Below are 19,207 nucleotides of genomic sequence, written 5' to 3'. Positions count from 1 at the left end.
TTGTCGGAATCATCATGTCAGATGATTCATCACAGGTATCATGCTGACGTAGACATTACGTTGCTTACGATACTTCAAAGGTGAGACATTCATATAGGACTTGAATATCTTCTCGAAGTGGGTTGCCGAATGGTAGCCCACCTTCGAAGCCACTGAATCAATGCTTTCATCAGTTTCTTCCAGAAGCTGCTTGGCCGCGCGGATGCGGTAAATATTTATGTATTCGCGAATGTTATAGCCCGTGACTTCACGGAAGGTGCGGCACAGGTAGTACTTACTGAGATAGAAGTTCTTTGCAAGAAAATCAAGATCGATGTCATCCCGGAAATGTTCTGAGAGATAATCTGCGATTTCGTAGGCATGCTGATAGTTTTTACTGTCATGACAGTGCTCGTCAAAAGTGTCGGTGCGTTTCAGATCTCTAGTCATATGAAGCAGCAGTTCCATAACTGCAAATTCCATGGAAAGCTGATAGTTCGGCATTTTCTCCTGATATTCCCTTTTGAATCTGTAGTAGAAATCCATGAAGTTGTTTTGCTGTTCTTCATTGAGATGATATACACCGTAGTTGGCTCTGAAAAACCGTGTCAGGTTAAGGGACGGAAATGCCGATTCAATAGACTTCATGCGATCCGGCGTGATATAGAGAATGATTCTGTTATGTCCGAAATCATCTTCGCCGGTGGATGTGGTCATATGAATGAGGTTTGAATCGATAAGAATCAGATCTCCCTTTGATGCATGATGTACACGGTTGTCGAAAAAGAAATCACGCTGCCCGTCAAGGATGTAGAAGATTTCATATTCCGGGTGGAAATGCTTAACTCTCATATCGTACTGACCGTAGCGTACTTTGTGTTCAACGGCGAGACCGTCAATGGAGCAGAAGAGAGTGAGTTTTTCGTTGGCTTCGATGATGGGTTCAAGCATGATGATTTAGTTCCTTGAATAGTGATAGAGAGTCAGAACCGGTAGAACTGATTGAAATTAATGTTCATTTGTTTCAGAAGTTCGAACTCCATCATTATTATAAAATCCACCGGGAAAACTGTAAACCGGTTTAATGATGAACAATCATATGTATTACACCAAATATAAGTTCTGAGTATCAAATACTTTTGACACTCACGTCATGACATGTGTTTGTCTTAAGTTTGCCATAAAACCACACTGTACAACCGGTATCTCACCTTTATCTAAAGGAATTTAAAAATGACGATATACTGATACAGAACTTATACAGTAAAACTAAAATAGCAGGAGAATAATTTTCAGATGGAAATCAACAAAACTGAAATAAAGAATAAACTGGAACTAGTGATTCAGAAACTAATGAATCTTGACGGACCGGATAATGAGTCCGAACTTAAGGATAAAGGAGAGTCCATCGGATACTTCAAAAGAGATTTCGGAATAAGCGAGTGGGATTGGCCGCAGGGGGTCGGTCTTTATGGACTTATCAATAAGATGGAAATAGACGGAAGCGACGAGTATACAGCATTTCTTAAGGCCTGGTTCGACAGGAATATAGAATCAGGACTTCCGTCAAGAAACATTAATACTACAACGCCGCTTCTGACTCTTTCAGAACTTAACCGGAATCTCAATGACAAGAATTACGAAAAGCTCTGCCTGAGTTGGGCAGACTGGCTCATGAACTGTCTGCCAAGGACAAAGGAGGGAGGATTCCAGCATGTCACTAGCGCAAATGGTGATCGTCAGGGAGTTCGTCTCAATGAAAATGAGATGTGGATCGACACCATCTTTATGACAGTGCTCTTCCTTAACAGGATGGGACAGAAGTATCAGAATGAAACCTGGATAAATGAGGGGATACATCAGGTACTTATGCATATAAAGTATCTCTATGATAAGAAAACAGGACTATTCTATCATGGCTGGACATTCAATGAAAACAACAATTTCGGTGAAGTGTTCTGGTGCCGTGGCAACAGCTGGTTCACATTGGGAATCCTCGACTATCTGGAGGAATTCAGGAACCCCCTCAATTCCGGTGTGAAGAGCTTCATACTTGATTGCTACAAGGCGCAGGTCTCAGCACTTAAGAATCTTCAGGCCAAAAGCGGACTTTGGCACACAGTCCTTGATGATGCAGACAGCTACGAAGAGGTTTCCGGATCTGCAGCCATTACAGCGGGTATACTCAAGGGGCTTAGACTGGGTATTCTGGATGACTCCTATAAAGCATGTGTAAAACAAGCAATCAGGGGAATACTCGACAATATCGCAGAAGATGGCACTGTGCTTAATGTCTCAGGCGGAACAGGTATGGGCATGAACAAAGATCATTACAAGAATATACTCATTGCCCCCATGGCCTATGGCCAGTCGCTTACCATACTGGCACTGGTTGAAGCACTGAGATGTTTTAAATAGTAAATAATTAGAAAGAATGGACAATTCAGCCGGTATGATAAGCAATCATGAACCTTATCATACCGGTTTCTTCGCAACTCATGTCAGAATGTATACACTACATTTGTCTTTGTATATTTTCCCTTAAATATGTATAATAACGTTATGCGCTCTGACGGTGTGGATGAGGGCGCATTTAAGTTACGTCACTTGAGTCAATCGATTGACATATATCGGGTGAAACGCTGCTTTAGGGGAGATTATTGGGATGGGACAAATATTTGAAGCCGATTTATCAAAAAGCTATCTTTTAGAAGGGCTTTCTGCTATTGATAGCGGCTTTTTTATATATAGAGCGGACAATACCGGGGAATTGGTATTTGCCAATGCTTCGGTTCTGAATATATATGACTGTGAGAGTGAAGAGGACTTTCGTGAGCTGACTGACGGTACTTTCAAGGGGATGATATTCCCTGCGGATCTGAGAATCACAGAGGCCAACATTTCGTCTCAGATGGCGGAAAAACAGGGCTTCAGCAAAGTCAGTTTCAGAATCAGAAGCCATTCCGGAATCATAAAGTACGTTGATATTCAGGGCAGGTTTTATAACTCAAAAAAAGAGGGACAGTTGGTAGTAGTAACTATGAACGTCAACAGGACAGATCTGAAGGCTGTTGATCTGGGCGTGGCAGGAATGAATCTTGAACTGTCCGGAAGAGAGTATGTGCTCAATACCATTGATCAGGCAGTGAGAGATAACTATATCAAGATCTACTATCAGCCTAAGTTCATCACAACTTCAGGGAAACTTTGCGGATATGAAGCTTTGTCCAGATGGGTGGATCCAAAGTACGGCATGCTTCTGCCGGGACAGTTTGTACCTATTCTTGAGGAATATAAGCTTACATACATTCTGGATAGATTCGTGATGAGACAGATTGCCAGAGACATCGTATCAGGCAAGATAGACTGTAGCAATAAGGCACCGATATCGTTCAATCTTTCTCACAATGATTTCCTGACCTTTGACCCTTGCGAGGAGCTTATCAGGATTACAGAGGAGTACAGTCTTCCAAGAGACTATTTCTTTATAGAGATAAGTGAGACAACATTGAACTCGGATCCTGAGCTGTTTAAACGTGAGATAAGACGTCTTAGAGACAATGGCTTCCATATTCTGATAGATGATTTCGGTAATGAGCATTCTTCACTCAATACTATGCGTGAATATGAATTCGATGGCTTGCTTATAGATATAGGATATATGGAGAACTTCGATATCAAGTCTCGAAGCATGTTGAAGCCTATTATCAATATGAGTAAAAGCCTTGGTATTCATACTCTTGCCAAGGGAATTGAGACCGAAGAACAGTTGGAATTTTTAAAGTCTGTAGGTTGCGAGATTATTCAGGGATACTACTATGATTATGGAAAGCCGTCGGATCATACGCCTGTGGAAGTATCTCACGATCTTGATGATACATACGCAGATAAGAGTACATTGGAGGCAGACGTTAGAAAATTTGATAAGTACGAAACCTTCACCGATGATGAGGACCTGACAGAAGAACAGAAAACATTTTATGCAATTTCTTCTATATATAATAGTATCTATCTGCTTGATCTTTCGACAGATAGTTATAAAGAACTTAAGACAACTTATGCGCTTCACAGATTTTTGGGAGAGTCAGGGCGCATAAGCGATGTGATGCCCGCTATTATGCGTACATTCACAACTTCAGAATATATGTCTGCCATCATGAATTTCACCAATCCGGCGACATTGATAGAACGCCTGGCGGATAAAGACTATATTGAGATGGATTTTGTGGGAGCCATGAACGGATGGACCACTGCGGCTTTCTTTACGCTGAGCCGTGATCATGATGGTCATGCGGATAAAGTTCTTTATACTACACGAATCATCGATAAGAGTAAAAAGACTGAGATGGAGTATAAGGACGTACTTTTTGATATGTCAAAGATATATTTCGGCCTTATACATATCATATTTAAGAATCATGAATTCATTCCGCTTATCATGACAGATTACATGAAGGATATGTTGGGGATGAATCAACAGCCCTATGAACTTGCCAAAGAGATGTTTATCAAGACCTACGTTTCCGAAGAATATCAGGAAAAGGTCAATCATTTCATGGACGTAGCTACTATGCCGGACAGAATGAAGGGCAATACCTTCATTTCCATGGAGTATCTGGGAAGTGACAAAAAGTGGTTCCGTATTCTTATTGCAGCATCAAAGACAGATGAGAACGGAAATGCTCTCAGAGCTTCTCTTGCGATTGAAGATATCAACAGAGAGAAGAATGAACAGGCGATACTGCAGTTTAAGATTGAACATGATGCGCTTACAGGCGTACTTAATCGTACTGCTTATGATAAGTACACTGAGATTCTGAAGAACACAGACATGGCCATAGCATATATTCTTCTTGATGTGGACAGGTTCAAACAGATTAACGATACTTACGGTCATGGCATGGGAGATCTGGTGCTGAAGTGGCTTGCATCGTATCTCAGAAAGGAATTCCGTTTGTCCGATCATATCATCCGTATGGGAGGCGATGAATTCTGTATCATCATGACAGGTATAGAAGATAAGGATACTCAGATGCTGGTGGACAAGATATGTGCTATCAATCAGGCATTGAAGAATCCGGATTCGGATATTCCAAAGGTTTCCATAAGCGCCGGTATAGCATTTTCACCACAGGGATTCACCAATGATTTGTATGAGAAAGCTGATATAGCGCTTTATCATACAAAGAATACGACAAGAGACGGATACACTATATATGATGACTGTCTTGAACCTGACTATGTATTCAGGAATGGACAGGCATGAGGAATCCGGTTCAGATAAAGAGTCAGTAATGATAAGTTAAATAAGGAAGAGTGTGGCTTAAAAACCACGCTCTTTTTTTGCGTTTTAAATAGAGCCATAAAAATCTCTATATGATAGTGATAATATCGCAAATGCTTAAAAAATTACATTTTGCTACGAAATTTAGTAATTTTGTTTACAAAAGTTTGAATTTTCCTAATTTAATTCATTAAAAATAATTGCTGCTATGATTATTTTGGTGCTAAAATTTTAACTAGTATAAGATAGTATATCTTATAGGGTATAGAATTTATTTATGAGTGGGGAAAGCAAATGAATAAGCTAACGAAGCAATTACTTTCACTGGTATTGTGCGTACTTATGGTTATTGAGTCCGGCTTTAATGCCGGTCTTTCCGGCTATGCGATGGAAAGCTCGGCAGTGCATACCATATCGAGTTACGCAGTAAAGGTATTGGCCGATCTGCCGGAGGATGTGGCATATCAGGCCGTGGAATTTGGTACGCCAAAGTCAAAGATTGAACTGCCAAAGACCATGTATGCCCTGGCCTGTGATGCAGAAGCGGAGATCGATGAAGACGCAGACGTCAATACAGAGAATGCGTCTGCGAGTGAGGTCGATGATGAAGAGATTTCAACCGCAAGTACTGCAACGAGATCAATCATAAGCAAGAGCATTGATTTCATTACAGATGATCAGAAGGAAGCGGTTAAGAAGCTTCTCTCGGGTGAAGAAAAACCATCGATCAGGGAAATAGAAGATGAAACAGGCCTTGATCTTACGGGATACACTGTTATCAAGCTCCCTCTTTCATGGGAGAGTGATGAAAGCTTCGGTGGAGAGTACAATCCGAAGGAAGCAGGTGTATATCGCTTTGCGGCTATAGTTAAGAATGAAACAAAGTATGTTCTGTTCGATTCTGAACTTCCGACAATAAGCGTAGAGGTGATGGACGAGGATGCTCAGGAGTTTTCGGCTACATGGTCAGATGATGATGTAGAGATCACCGTTAAGGCACCCGCAGGAGTATTTCCTAATGACAGTAGTCTCAAGGTTGAGAAGATCACAAAGGACAGTAACAACTTAAAGATCGATGAAGCAGTTGGAAAGGCTCTCGATGATAACAAGATCATCGACAATACTTTTTCATATGACATCAAGGTTGTGAATGCTGATAATGAGGAACTTGATCCTGTTACCGAAGGCGACAGAAAAGTAAATATCACTTTTAAGTCAAAAGCGATCCTCGATGTTGCTGAGTCAGAGGACAAGTATGTATCTGTATATCACTTCAAGGATATTGATAAGGAAGATGTCGAAAAGGCAGCCAAGGCTGATGACGATAAGGATACATGGATAGAGAATGTAGTTGATTCGATGGCTTCTTTCTTCGGACAGGATGAGTCAGAGGAGAAGCTTGAGGTTCCTGAGCTTATCAAGGCAGAAGAACCTGACGAGGCATCTGTCGTTGATGAGAAGCCTGAAGACGCTCCTGAGTCAGATGACAGTATCAATGTATCAGCTGACGGTGAACTCAGTGTAAACACAGAGGACTTCTCTGTATATACGATTGCTTTCTATTCAGATAAAGCTAATGTAAAGGGATACTATGTAGATCTCTCAAGTGAATCATTTAGCGTTCAGGATGGAGATTTACTTACAGTAGAGCTTTCTGATTCCAACGGTTCAATTGAGGACGTAAGAATCGCTGCAAAGAATCTTGATATTGATGAGGACCAGTTCAAGAGTTATGTAGATACTCTTTCGGGTAACAGAGCAGAGCTTGAAGCATTTTTAACTTCAAACAAGAAAGATTCTGCAAATTTTGATGTTCCGGCTGATACAGCACTTGGTCTTGTTTCGGATTCAGACGGAATATCTCTTTCAGTAAATAAGCTTAAGAGAAACGGAAAAGAGTACAGTGTATCATCAACTATTGAGGATGGTGAAAAAAGTGAAAACGCAACGCATAAGAGCGTATATTGGTCACTTAATGATACTTTCTATGTTGAGCAGACAACAACAGACCTTACCGGCGATGTTACATATGAGCTTTCAGGATTTGGAAGCAATGGTGGTAAGGCTACTATCGTCATCACTGATAAGGATGGCAATGCAAGTGAGCCGCTTATCATTACTTCAGAGAATGATGAAAAGAAGGAATTCAGCGTTGCTGCCAGCGCTAAGTCATTTACAGTAGTATCAACTGACATTCTGTCCATCAGTCCTAAGGAATACCAAAATCCGGATTATACAATCGTCTCTGATACAGGTGATGTAGCAGGACAGGTTATGTCCAATATTTCTACTGCTCCTACAAAGTTTGATATCACTAACGTAAAGACATATGCATACAGTGTTGGTCAGAACATAACAAAGGGTGGAGAAACTTTTGTACCTGCTGACAATGATGATATCGTTTATTCATTAGAAGGCCTTAATGCTAACGAACAGGTTATCGTTAGAACAGAGGACGGAGATAATCCATACCCTGCTAACGATAAAGGTGAAGTGGACATCACAGTTCCTGCTAAGATTGCAAGCTTTAGTATCATCACAAAGAGTGAGGAGGCTAAGATTGCAAGCGCAGCTGCTGATAAGGAAGTTAATAACATAGTCCTTGCAACAGACATCACAGATGAAAAAAATCTTTCAGCTGATCAGAAGCTTAATGTTGACTATATTGTTCCGGCTTTAACTGTAAAGATAATTGATGAAAAGGGTAAGGATATTGAAGAGTACACTTCTAATAACGTAAGTCTTAATGATCCTGATAATCCTGTTTCGGTATCCGGACTTTATAATGTAAACGGACACAGATATATAAAAGCAAGTTTAAAGATAGGCAACCAAACAGTTGAGGATGTAAGTCTAATCAGTGACTTTAATTATAAGACAACTGATGGTACAGGTGCAGAACTAACAGGTGATGCTGAGCTTATACTAGTTTATGCAGAGATGATCTCATATCCTATATATCTTAAGGTGGAGAATGTTGCTGCAAATCAGTATATAAAGTTCAAGGTAGATGGACTTGACACCAATAAGGTTCTTGAGGCATATCTTCTTGATTCAAAGGGAACAGAATCTAAAAGAGATGTAGGAAGCAAGAACACATTTACTGTAAAGGTTAAGGCAGATCAGACTGATTACTATCTTGTTGTCAAGTCCGATGATGAAGATCTGAGCATGTACATCGTTGCAGATGGGACAAAGTATCAGATCAGAACAGGTATCGGTGTTGATAATGCTGTTAACCTTTTAAGAAAACAGGAAAATTCTGATAAGAAAGAAAATCAGTACTATGTAGAAGGCAGATCTACAAACGAAACCGTTAAAAAGCTTTGGGAAGACGGCGGAGAGACTTATGACGAGAAAAAGAAAGTCGTAGACGGGCAAGATGTACATAGCCTTATGTATCTTGAGTACTATCTCGATGATGCTGAGATACCGGGTGGACGTACATGGAAAAAGCTTGATTCTGATGCAATGCAGACAGTACTTGGATATACTGCAGCACAGTCTGTAACAGTTCCGGCACCTTCAGCGACAAATGCTAACACTTCAAGTCCGACAGAATACATTTACACCTTTGCAAGCGATTTATTTGCAAACTATGTTGAAGTAAAAGTAAGAGACGGCGGTAAGGGTAGTGAGATAGGTAAGACAGTGCCTATCAAGTATCGTCTGGCTGAAGAGGATGAACTTAAGAAGCATTACTTCAGTAGGTATGAGGATGAGAATGGAAACGAGGATTCAAATGGAACGATTCTTCGTAACTATAAGATCCAAACCTTCACTGCAACAATACAGTGGAATGATATAGATGCACTTAAGGATGAAGGTGGTAACAACGTCGACAGACCATCTATTGATAAGTGGTACGATTACGTAGAACTTTACAAGGTAGTAAAGGGAGACGACAAACATCCTGCAACTTTGTCATTTATCTGGAAAGATAAAGAAGAAACCGATTATGTGGTTACAGACTTTGAGGAAACAGCGGCTTCAGTTGTAGATAATCACAATGGAACATGGACCATCAAGGTAAAGGGTTATGCATACTCTGATGGCAATTACAATGTTCATTACTATTTAAAGCAGAAAAATATTGAGCTTCTTGCAGAAGACGTAGGTGTAGATGGAAATACAATAACCAATCGTCGTTATGAGCCTATATATAATAATGTAGGAAATGCTTCCAACAAGATCAATGGTGTGTACGATGGTGGAACGCTCGTAAACATTCTTGCCGGTGATACACAGTATGTTATGTATAAGTTGTGGAAGGATGAAGCAACTGATGAAATCATCAATAACAGACCTACACCTAGTGTTCTCATCTACAGATATGCGAGAACCAATGAAGACAGATGGACCTACAGAGCGCCTATCCAGGATCAGGTCTATGAAGTGATTTCTGAGCAGATTGGAGAAGGTGATGACGAATATAAGCAAGCTCTTCTCGCAAGCGGAGCACTTGCTGCTTATGATAACGATGTAACAAACAGAGTTTACAAACTCGTTCTACCAAAGAGCGGAGTACTGTCAGCTTATAACGGTGACGGTGTTCAGCTTGTTTATATAGGTAAAGAACACACAGAGGGTGGTTCTAACAGATATGTAAGAAGTCTTATCAGAAGAGCTAATAGTGAGAATCCAAACGATACTAAGCTCCATGGCGGACAGTTCATACTTAATGGTGAGACTCTTATAAACCTCATCACGGATCAGGTTACTGTTAAGGCGACCAAGACATGGCAGGCGACTGCAAGACAGGATGTTGATGCGGAGGTTGAACTTAAACTTTACAGCACATTAAATTCTGAAGTTTGTCAGAGATGTGATGCAGATGATCCGTCTGTTAATCTGGTAGCGACTGAAGTTCTCAAGGGATTCTCATCGGAGCAGAAGTCAAGGAGCCATAGTTGGTCTATGGATAAGTATGATGCAGAAGGCAGAAGACTTTATTACTTCGTAAAAGAGGGTTTTGTAAGAACCAAGGTTGGTAGTGATTTCGAGAATGCCACTGAGGAAAAACCGAAGGTGGACGGCCCGACATATTATCTGACTGATGATGGATACAGATATGTGCAGGAGGTTACAACAAATCAAAATACTGATGGCAATGTAGATATCAGCATCACTAACAGACTTGTTGGTAATGCGCAGATTAAGGTAACCAAGAGATTCAAAGGCGGTATTTCACAAATAGATGCTGATAATGGTGAAGCTAAGGTTAATTTTGATGTATTCCAAAATAACAATAAAATAGGTGTTATCAGTAAAACATATAAAGAGGGAAGTGTTATATGCAGAATTGGTGATGATGGTCAGATGATCTACACGCCGATAACAGACCTCGCTCAGTTAAAAACAGATTTTACTGATGTAATCATTGTTGACAGGTATGATGATGACAATGATGCCATGACGCTTACTCAAGATTTCAGTTCATTTACAGATCTGCTTCCCAGATATGATCCTAATGGAGCAGAATATACATACTCTGTATTTGAGCATCGTGATGAAGCCGAGGCTCATGGATATTATCCGACATATCAGAATAAGATCACTGAAGCGGTTTATACAACTGAGACAAGTGACACTGATATTCGTCCGCATATAAAAGGAAGAGATAAATACCTTATAGACGAAATTAAGATAGAGAACGGTACCGGAGCAGATAATTACATCACGGTATATAAGGAATGGCTTGATGGAGAAGAGTCTGAGAAGAGACAATCTGTAAGTTTTGTTCTCCAGCATAAGAAAGAAGGAGAAAATGCTTGGGTAACAGTAAGTACACCATCAACCATTGACCCGACTGCTAAGGAATATTCCAAGTATTCGTTCATGGAGATACCTGAGTCGGTGAAGAAAGAATTCATTGATTGGAGAGGAGATAACAGAAAGGAAGGAGAAAAATACAGTCCATATAATGGATCAGGTGATTTCCGCGTTATAGAAACTCACGTGGGAAAAAATGAGGTGCATTATTATACTGGAAAAGTTAAAAATACTGTTGTCGATGACGTTATTGAAAACTGCGATAATGACCGTGAGAAATATTCGTTAGATTACGAAGACTACTACTTAGGGCATGACTGGAATCAATATAATGGCGTTAAAGCTTCATTTTCAGATCTTCAGAAAGTTGTAGATGAAGACGGCAATAAGTATGAAGACGATGACTACGGTTTCGTACAGGGTGACTACTTTGATTACGATGTACTGATCTGTAACAGTAAGTCGGCTAAAGGCAGATATGTTAACTATCAGTACACTGAAGATGGCAATGTCATCGGAAACAGAAACTTTGACTTTGCAATCTCTAATGTAAGAGTCGGTGTTATATACATCGATATCGAGAAGGAATGGGTTGACGGTCGTATGGCAGGAACTGCAAGACCTGATTCCTTAAAGCTTCAGATCAAGATCGGAGAGAAAACTAAGTACGAAGAAACAAAGACAGTAGAATTGACTTCTCCTGCTACCGGTTCCAATATTTGGACAGCCAAACTCGGACCATTACGTAAATACGATGAGAAGGGAAAACTAATAAACTATAATCCTCATCTTGTTGCGAACTCGGGTAAGTATGAGGAATTCATTTACAATGCAGGCAGAGAGGAGGAAAGAGACAAGTACACAAACGCTTATGTAATGAGCGGTGATACTACAGCTGAATTTAAACCTGGACATGATCACCATACGGGTGACAGATATTCATTCGCAATCAAGAATACTCTCGCAGGAACTATAACTCCGATAGTTAACAAGTTCTGGGAGGACTATGATTACGATGAAAATGATAATTACAAACAGAATAAAAGGCCTGATATCTATGTAAATCTCTATCGTAGATATACAGATGGTAGTAAGGATAGTAATGGTAATCCAATATGGCATTGTGAAACTCTTGATAAGGTTAGTTACATCGACTATGACTGGGAGACTATATTTGATATAAAGACTCATAACTGGTGGCAGGTAAGATATAATCCTCAGTCAAGATTTACATCTGACTTCTATGAGTATGAATACTATATCGGTGAGACCTATGCTTCAGAGAATACCAACGAATATGCAGAGATAGGTGCATTCCAGGGATCGCCAAAGTATACAGATGATACACACAATGTGGCTATTTTCCCATATGAGGATGAGGATCATCGTTTTAAGCCTGTTGAGATTGATGGCAAGACTGTAGTTGCAGCCAGGGTTGCTCTTGATGAGGATAATGCGGGAACACTTGTAAACAGACCTAGAAACAAGCGTACAGTCAAGGGCGTTAAGATCTATGAGCTTCTTCCTACGGGATACAGCAATAAGAATCTTCCTGATATAGAGCTTGAACTTTGGAGAAGACCTTATGGAGAACCTAAAGGAAGCAATAAGGAAGAGAAGGTTCCTGAGTATGACATAACAACAGATCTTATGGGTCAGGAGGATCTTGAAAAGAAGGAAGGCACAAACCTTGTAGCTGTACTTAAGGGTGCTAACGAACTTTATAAGAGAAACTTCACATTCTATAAAGGAAACAAAACGGAAGATGATTCCGATAAGGTTCAGGCTTATGTACCGAAGTATGATGATACCGGACGTCCGTATACATATTTTGTAAAGGAAGCGGATACATATTCCATACTCGGCGCGAAAGGAGATGCAGATACAGAAGAAAGAATAAAGGTATTACATGCGACATACGACTTTGAAGTAGTACCTGATGATACATTGACAAACGGTATCAAGGCTGTAAATAAGTACAAGGAGACCAGAAACTACTCAGTCAAGTTCTATAAGAAGTGGGATGGATTTGATCCTGAAAACGACTATGACAAGAAGTATTTGAATGCTGTACACGGTAATGAGAAGCCTCAAATTATAGTCCGTCTCTATAGATACCTTCAGGATTCTGATGGCAATATTATAAATGGTACAGGAGAACTTATTGATGAAGATGGAGTTCTTGTTAATAAGAATCTCAAGAGAGTGGATGAAAATGGAAAAGAGATAGGAGATTATACAGAGAAGACATTATATTATGATTCTAATAAACTGACAGAACAAGATTGGTCTAATCTGGTTTACTACGCACCAAACCTTAATCCATATAAGTATGTGGTATCTGAAAAGGCAGAGGAAGAATATATTAGTAATCCAAAGGAATTTCCGTATACGAGACCTTATGATGTATATAGAGCAACAGTGGAAACTAATGGTAGTAGTGTAGACCTTAAAGAGGCTAAGATAAATAGTCAGGACGACAAACCTAAACCTATAAAAACTGGAGAGAAACCGAAGGTAACCTTTGATGATACAACTACTAAGGATGGTAAGAGTACCATGGATCAGAGAACGGTTGTTCGGCATGATTCAAAATGGTATGGATATGATGTCGAGGTAGATGGAAGCTATAATTTAGTTACTCATCAAGGCAACGGCAATGCAGGTATCATTAATAAATACAGAAAAGATCGTTTTCCTCTTAAAATTTTAAAGGTTTGGTCACCAGAAAAGAGCGATTATGATGGAATCGAGATCATTCCGAATGAAATCGAGTTTACTCTTTATCGCTTATATGATAAGGGAAGTCTTTCAGATAAAGAGAAAATACATACATTTAAGCTTAAAGGCGACGAATGGATTGCTACTACGAGCCAGCTGCTAAAGTATGAACCAACAAGAGGCTTGTACTATAGATACTACGTTGAGGAAGAAAAACGAAGTTCATGGAATGGAATTGAGCCGTTTGTTATTGAAACAGAGGATAATCATTTCTGGAATAGTGGTAAGTCGAAGGATGGTTCAAAGAAGGGAGTCGTATATCCTGATGGTGGTGTTGATGGAACAAATCCGAAAAGTGGTGTTTTTGTTGATGAGAATAACAATGTAATCACAGTTACCGGTCGAAAGAACGTATTCAAGACCATTGATCTTCATGCGGTCAAGAAATTCAAGAACGGTAATAACGGTGAAGAGATTTCTCCGGATAATCTTAAGGATCTTTATAAGAAAAATGCGATTCCGAAATCTATCACATACCGAATTTATTATCAGATTCAGGATGGTAAACAAACCGGTTGGACATTGCTTACAAAGGGTGGAACACCGGTAAGTATGGATTCAGATTCTTTATTTAATCCGGATGATGGAACATACAGTCTTGCAACTAAGACCGGACTTTTACCGTATGCCTATGACAGTGAAAACGATACTTATCGTGAGATAAAGTATCGTGCTGTAGAGTATTCGGTTAAGTATCCGGGTGGTGAAGAGATTACAAGAACTGAACCGAGCATTGCCAATGAGTTGAGCGGTAAGATTGACAAGACAACAGGCTTTAGCGAATTCAGTAAGATTGAATCTGTTTATGATGTAAAGGGAGATATCAAGGATAAAGATGGTAAGATCGTTGAAAAGAATCCTTATTACTTCGAAACAACCGTAACCAACACACTTGATCTTGCAAGACTTGACGTTACAAAGGTTTGGGATAAGGAAGTTCGCGGATTTAATACAAAGGTTAATTCTGTCACATTCAAGCTTCAGAGAAAGACCGATGAAGTAAATGCAAAGTGGGAAGATGTTTACAGCGGAACAAGTCTTATGGAACAGACCATAGAACATGACGCTACTGAACATACTGCATCATTTACCTACTTACCTGCTAAGGATAAGAAGGGTAATGCATACACCTACAGAGCAGTGGAAACAAAGGTTACTTTGAAGAACGGAACAGTGAAGGATGTTAGCTCGGATACTACTGCTGACGGAATCAACCAGACCGGTGGAATGGTATCTTACAAGTACACCGCAGTAAACGGTACGGATAAAGCCGAAGGAGTATATTCGGAAGTCATTACAACAAAGGCTACCAATACATACAGACTCGGAAATATTTCCGTAACTAAGAACTGGGAGGATACAAATAATAAGTACAAGATGAGACCTAAAGAGATTTGGGTTAAGCTTATTGCATCGGTTCCTATGAAGGACGATGGTGGTAATCTGAACCAGAACTCAGAGGGTTATACACTTGAGTCGATGCCTCTTAACAAGACAAATAACTGGAAGGCATCCTGGAGTGAGCTTCCAATCTGTGATGCAGATGGCGGCAAGATCACTTACACCTTGAAGGAGTATGTGATTGATAAAAACAACCAGGAAGTTATTATCAATTCTTATGATGCAACCAGCCTTATCGAGGTTGAAGGCGAAACAGAGAAGCAAGGTAATGAGTCAAATCCGGTAACTGTTGTTGAGGATGGTACAACGCAGGTTAAGTTTACAAATACAATCGCCACAACATCATATCTGGTAGAGAAGTACTGGGATACAGACGTTACTGATCCGACCAGAGCATTTGATGATGGAGTGAAGAGAAAAGTAACTGTAGCACTTAATAAGTATCAGAAGGGACAAGGTACACTTGATGATCCGGATTGGGTTCAGGTATGTACTTATACAGACGATGACACAAATGGCACACCTGTAACTGCTGTCCTTGAAGAAAGCAATAAGTACAAGTATGAGTGGACTGATCTTCCTGCAAGAAATGAAGACGGATCTCTCTGCAGATACAAGGCAGTTGAGCAGATAGTTGATCTGATAGCAACATCTAGCACACTGTGTTATGTAGCAAACAGGGCTGTCAATGAAATCGATGGTATAAAATTTAAGGAAACCGGTGTAGTAGGAGGATTCAATTACGAAGCCGAGGAACTTAAAACAGAAAATAAGTCAGTTCTCAAGAACATTCTCAAGAAGGGAGACTTCTCCGTTACAAAGATGTGGGATGATGACAAGAACCGTGACGGCATCCGTCCGGATAAGGTGACATTCCACTTACAGCGTAAGCTTAAGTCAGATCCAAATGAGGAAAAGTACTGGGTAACATTACCTGAGAAGACATTCGACAGAACTATAGAAAATCAGTTACAGGCCGGTGAGGGAAACTGGACAACAGCAACCTGGTCAAACCTTCCTGTACAAAATGCTTATGGCGAGAATTTTGTTTACAGAGTGGTGGAAGACAATGCCGATGGATACGTTCTGAGACTCTACAATGGAGAGTACAGCGTGGTTCAGAGGATAATCAATGCGATTAAGGAATTCACAGAACCTGTAAGAGCATTCTTCTACAAGCTGATAACAGGAAAGGATATGGCGGATTATGTTGACAAGGGAACCGAACTTACGGAAGGTGAAGCTGTTAATGTTAAGTACGTAAACATCCATGATCTTGAAACCGTAGATGCGGAAGTATCCAAGGTTTGGACGGATCAGAATGATAAGTACGGAGAGAGACCTCTTACACTTGAGGTTACTCTTTATGCCGAGTATCTGAATCCTGATACAAAGGCAACAGAAAGCGAAATCGTTAAGAGCTTTGAACTTGCCGATGGAAAGACAGTGAAACTTGATAATCCGGTTACACTTAATGAGAAAAACGGCTGGAAGGCTTCCTGGAGCAATCTTCCAAAGTATAAGCGCGGATTTAGACAGACAGAGATTACATATGTTGTTAAGGAAAGGAAGGTGAACGGATACACCGAAGAGAAGTCTGAGACAGTTCCTGTTAATGTGAATACAGAGACTGGTAAGACAGTAAGATTCGATACTCTGATAGAGAATAAGGTATCTACAACTTCTGTCATTGCCAGAAAGTACTGGGATACAGATGAAACAGATAAGACTGACGCAAACAGTGAGTTTAAGCGTTTCGTCAATGTTGCACTTCAGTACACAAGCGATGGAAATAATTGGAAGGCTGTTAAGAACTATCTTGTTGACGGTAAGCGTGTAAGCTCCGGAACAGATATGACAGCAGTTCTTTCAAAGGACAATGACTACAGCTTCCTTTGGGATGATCTTCCTGTATACGATAAGGATGGCAAGAAACTTACTTACAGAGCAGTTGAGACATCTATCGAGACAGTTAAGATTGTAGACGGAAAGGAAGTCAGAAAAGTAAACAAGCTTGATGCAGAGACACATGTGGTCGGTGGTTATAACTACCACTTCGAACCGATAACTGCAGAGAATGGAACATTTGTTGCATCTCTCAGCAATATCCTTAAGAAGGGTGATTACACCATCACAAAGGTATGGGATGATGACGATGACCGTGACAATGATCGTCCGGATACAGTTACATTCCACCTGCAGCGTAAGATTGATTCAGATGCGGACTGGAAGACATTGGATACAAACAAGTTTGACAGAACCATCAAAAATCAGAAGGGAGTAAAGACAGGAGCATGGTCAATCGCGACCTGGTCAGATCTTCCTGTTGAGAATGCAGAGGGCGATGCATACAGCTACAGAGCAGTTGAGGATGCGGTAACATTCTATACACCTGGCGTACATGATGCAGCTACCGGAAAGGTTGTGGATGCAGCTAACGACAAGGGTACAAATCTTTCAGAGAAGAATACAGTTATCAGCACTTACTCCAACATTCACAAGCTTCGTACAGTGGATATCACTGCTGCAAAGAAGTGGGATGATTCGGATGATAAGTATGGTGACAGACCTAAGAACGTAACAGTTACTCTTTATGCAAGATATACCGGCGCAGACGGTAAGGCGGTTGAAGAGGCTGTTAAGAACATTGAGCTTGCAGACGGTAATGACGTTAAGTTCAATAACGATGTAGTTCTCAGTGCTTCGAACAACTGGACAGTGACATGGACAGGACTTCCGGAGTACAAGAGAGGCCTTAAGGGCGCTAAGATAACTTACGTTGTTAAGGAGAAGGCAGTAGACGGATACACAGTAAGTATCGCAGATAAGCATACAGATGGTGTTTACGGCAAGACTCCTTCGAAGTTCGAGTTCGTTATCACAAACAAGCTTAATCCTGTAGACATCGTCGTACGTAAGAACTGGGCGAACGAGTTTGCCGGAATCGGAAAGGGCGTAACAGGAGCCGAAGTTGTTCTCCAGAGAAAGACCGGAGCAACTGACTGGACAAATGTTTACGAGACTGTCAATGGACAGAGTTCACTGATGATCCATGTGATCAACAAGACAGATTCAAGCTGGACCGTAACGGATCTTCCTCAGTATGACAGTGACGGCAATAAGTACAGCTATCGTGCAGTTGAGAGCAGAATCATTCTCGCTGACGGAAGCAGAGTTAATGTAAATGATGATAATCTTGTTAAGGGAACCGTAGGTGGTTATGTTTATACATCAACTACTGAAGCAACCAATACAGGATTCCGTACAGATATCACAAACCGTATGGAAACTGCATCACTCAAGGTTTCAAAGATCTGGGATGATGAGAATAACAAGAGCGGCAAGCGTCCGAATGAAATCAAGGTAAATCTCAAGACATTGATTGTTGTTAACGGCAATACAAAGGAGATAAGCATTGATGGAATCGTGACAAATGTAACATTATCAGCAAACAATAACTGGACGGATACAACAACATGGGCTGATGTTCCGGTATTCACAGCAGAAGGAAAGCGTATTTACTATGTTCTTTCCGAGGAGAATATAAGCGGCTACAATGCTTCATATTCATCAAAGACCTATGGTCAGAGTGCTATCACCGGAAGTGGAATCGAAGCAACAAGCGTATATCTTGAAAGCGGACAGACATCAGAGGTTGAGTTTACGAACTACAACAGAACAGGCGGCGGAAACAGCGGTGGAGGAAGCAGCAGAAGCAGCAGTAGTGGCGGCTCTGATTCTTCAAACGACTCTACACCACCTGATGATGGAAGAGTTCTCGGTGTTGACAGAGATGCTCCTGATGGACCGGATGAACCTAGAGTTCTCGGAGCCAACAGAACACCTGCGAAGACCGGAGACATGTCCAACATGATGATTTACGGAATTGTTTCCATCTTCTCACTTGCAGTACTTGGTGTTTGGTATCATGTCTACAAGAAAAAGGAAAAGCATAATACGGTTTAAACCGTGAAAAGGAACAAGGTCATG

4 protein-coding genes are annotated in these 19,207 nt (G+C 40.6%); 3 read left to right on the top strand and 1 reads right to left on the bottom strand.

Going from position 1 to position 19,207, the window contains the following annotated elements; genetic code table 11:
• Positions 1-12: 12 nt before the first annotated feature.
• A complete protein-coding gene (locus tag BM294_RS08330; RefSeq protein ID WP_091206839.1) occupies positions 13-930 on the bottom strand; it encodes an AraC family transcriptional regulator in 918 nt (305 codons plus the stop codon).
• A 345-nt stretch (positions 931-1,275) separates the two neighbouring features.
• On the opposite strand from BM294_RS08330, the gene BM294_RS08325 reads away from it, so the two are divergent.
• From BM294_RS08325 to BM294_RS08315, 3 genes are all read left to right on the top strand, one after another.
• Positions 1,276-2,397 carry a glycoside hydrolase family 88/105 protein gene (locus BM294_RS08325; RefSeq protein ID WP_091206837.1) on the top strand — a complete coding sequence of 374 codons (1,122 nt, stop codon included), beginning with the start codon at positions 1,276-1,278 and terminating at the stop codon, positions 2,395-2,397.
• 247 nt (positions 2,398-2,644) lie between these two features.
• Positions 2,645-5,245, top strand: a complete 2,601-nt coding sequence (locus tag BM294_RS08320; RefSeq protein WP_091206833.1) for a bifunctional diguanylate cyclase/phosphodiesterase — start codon at positions 2,645-2,647, stop codon at positions 5,243-5,245.
• A 312-nt stretch (positions 5,246-5,557) separates the two neighbouring features.
• Positions 5,558-19,183, top strand: a complete 13,626-nt coding sequence (locus BM294_RS08315) for a Cna B-type domain-containing protein (protein WP_091206832.1) — start codon at positions 5,558-5,560, stop codon at positions 19,181-19,183.
• The last annotated feature ends 24 nt before the right edge of the window (positions 19,184-19,207 follow it).

Origin of the sequence: Oribacterium sp. WCC10, from assembly GCF_900113415.1 — a bacterium.
Lineage (GTDB): Bacteria > Bacillota > Clostridia > Lachnospirales > Lachnospiraceae > Oribacterium.
Note: the sequence above shows the minus strand (reverse complement) of the source record. Positions and strands in the feature narration are given on the sequence as shown.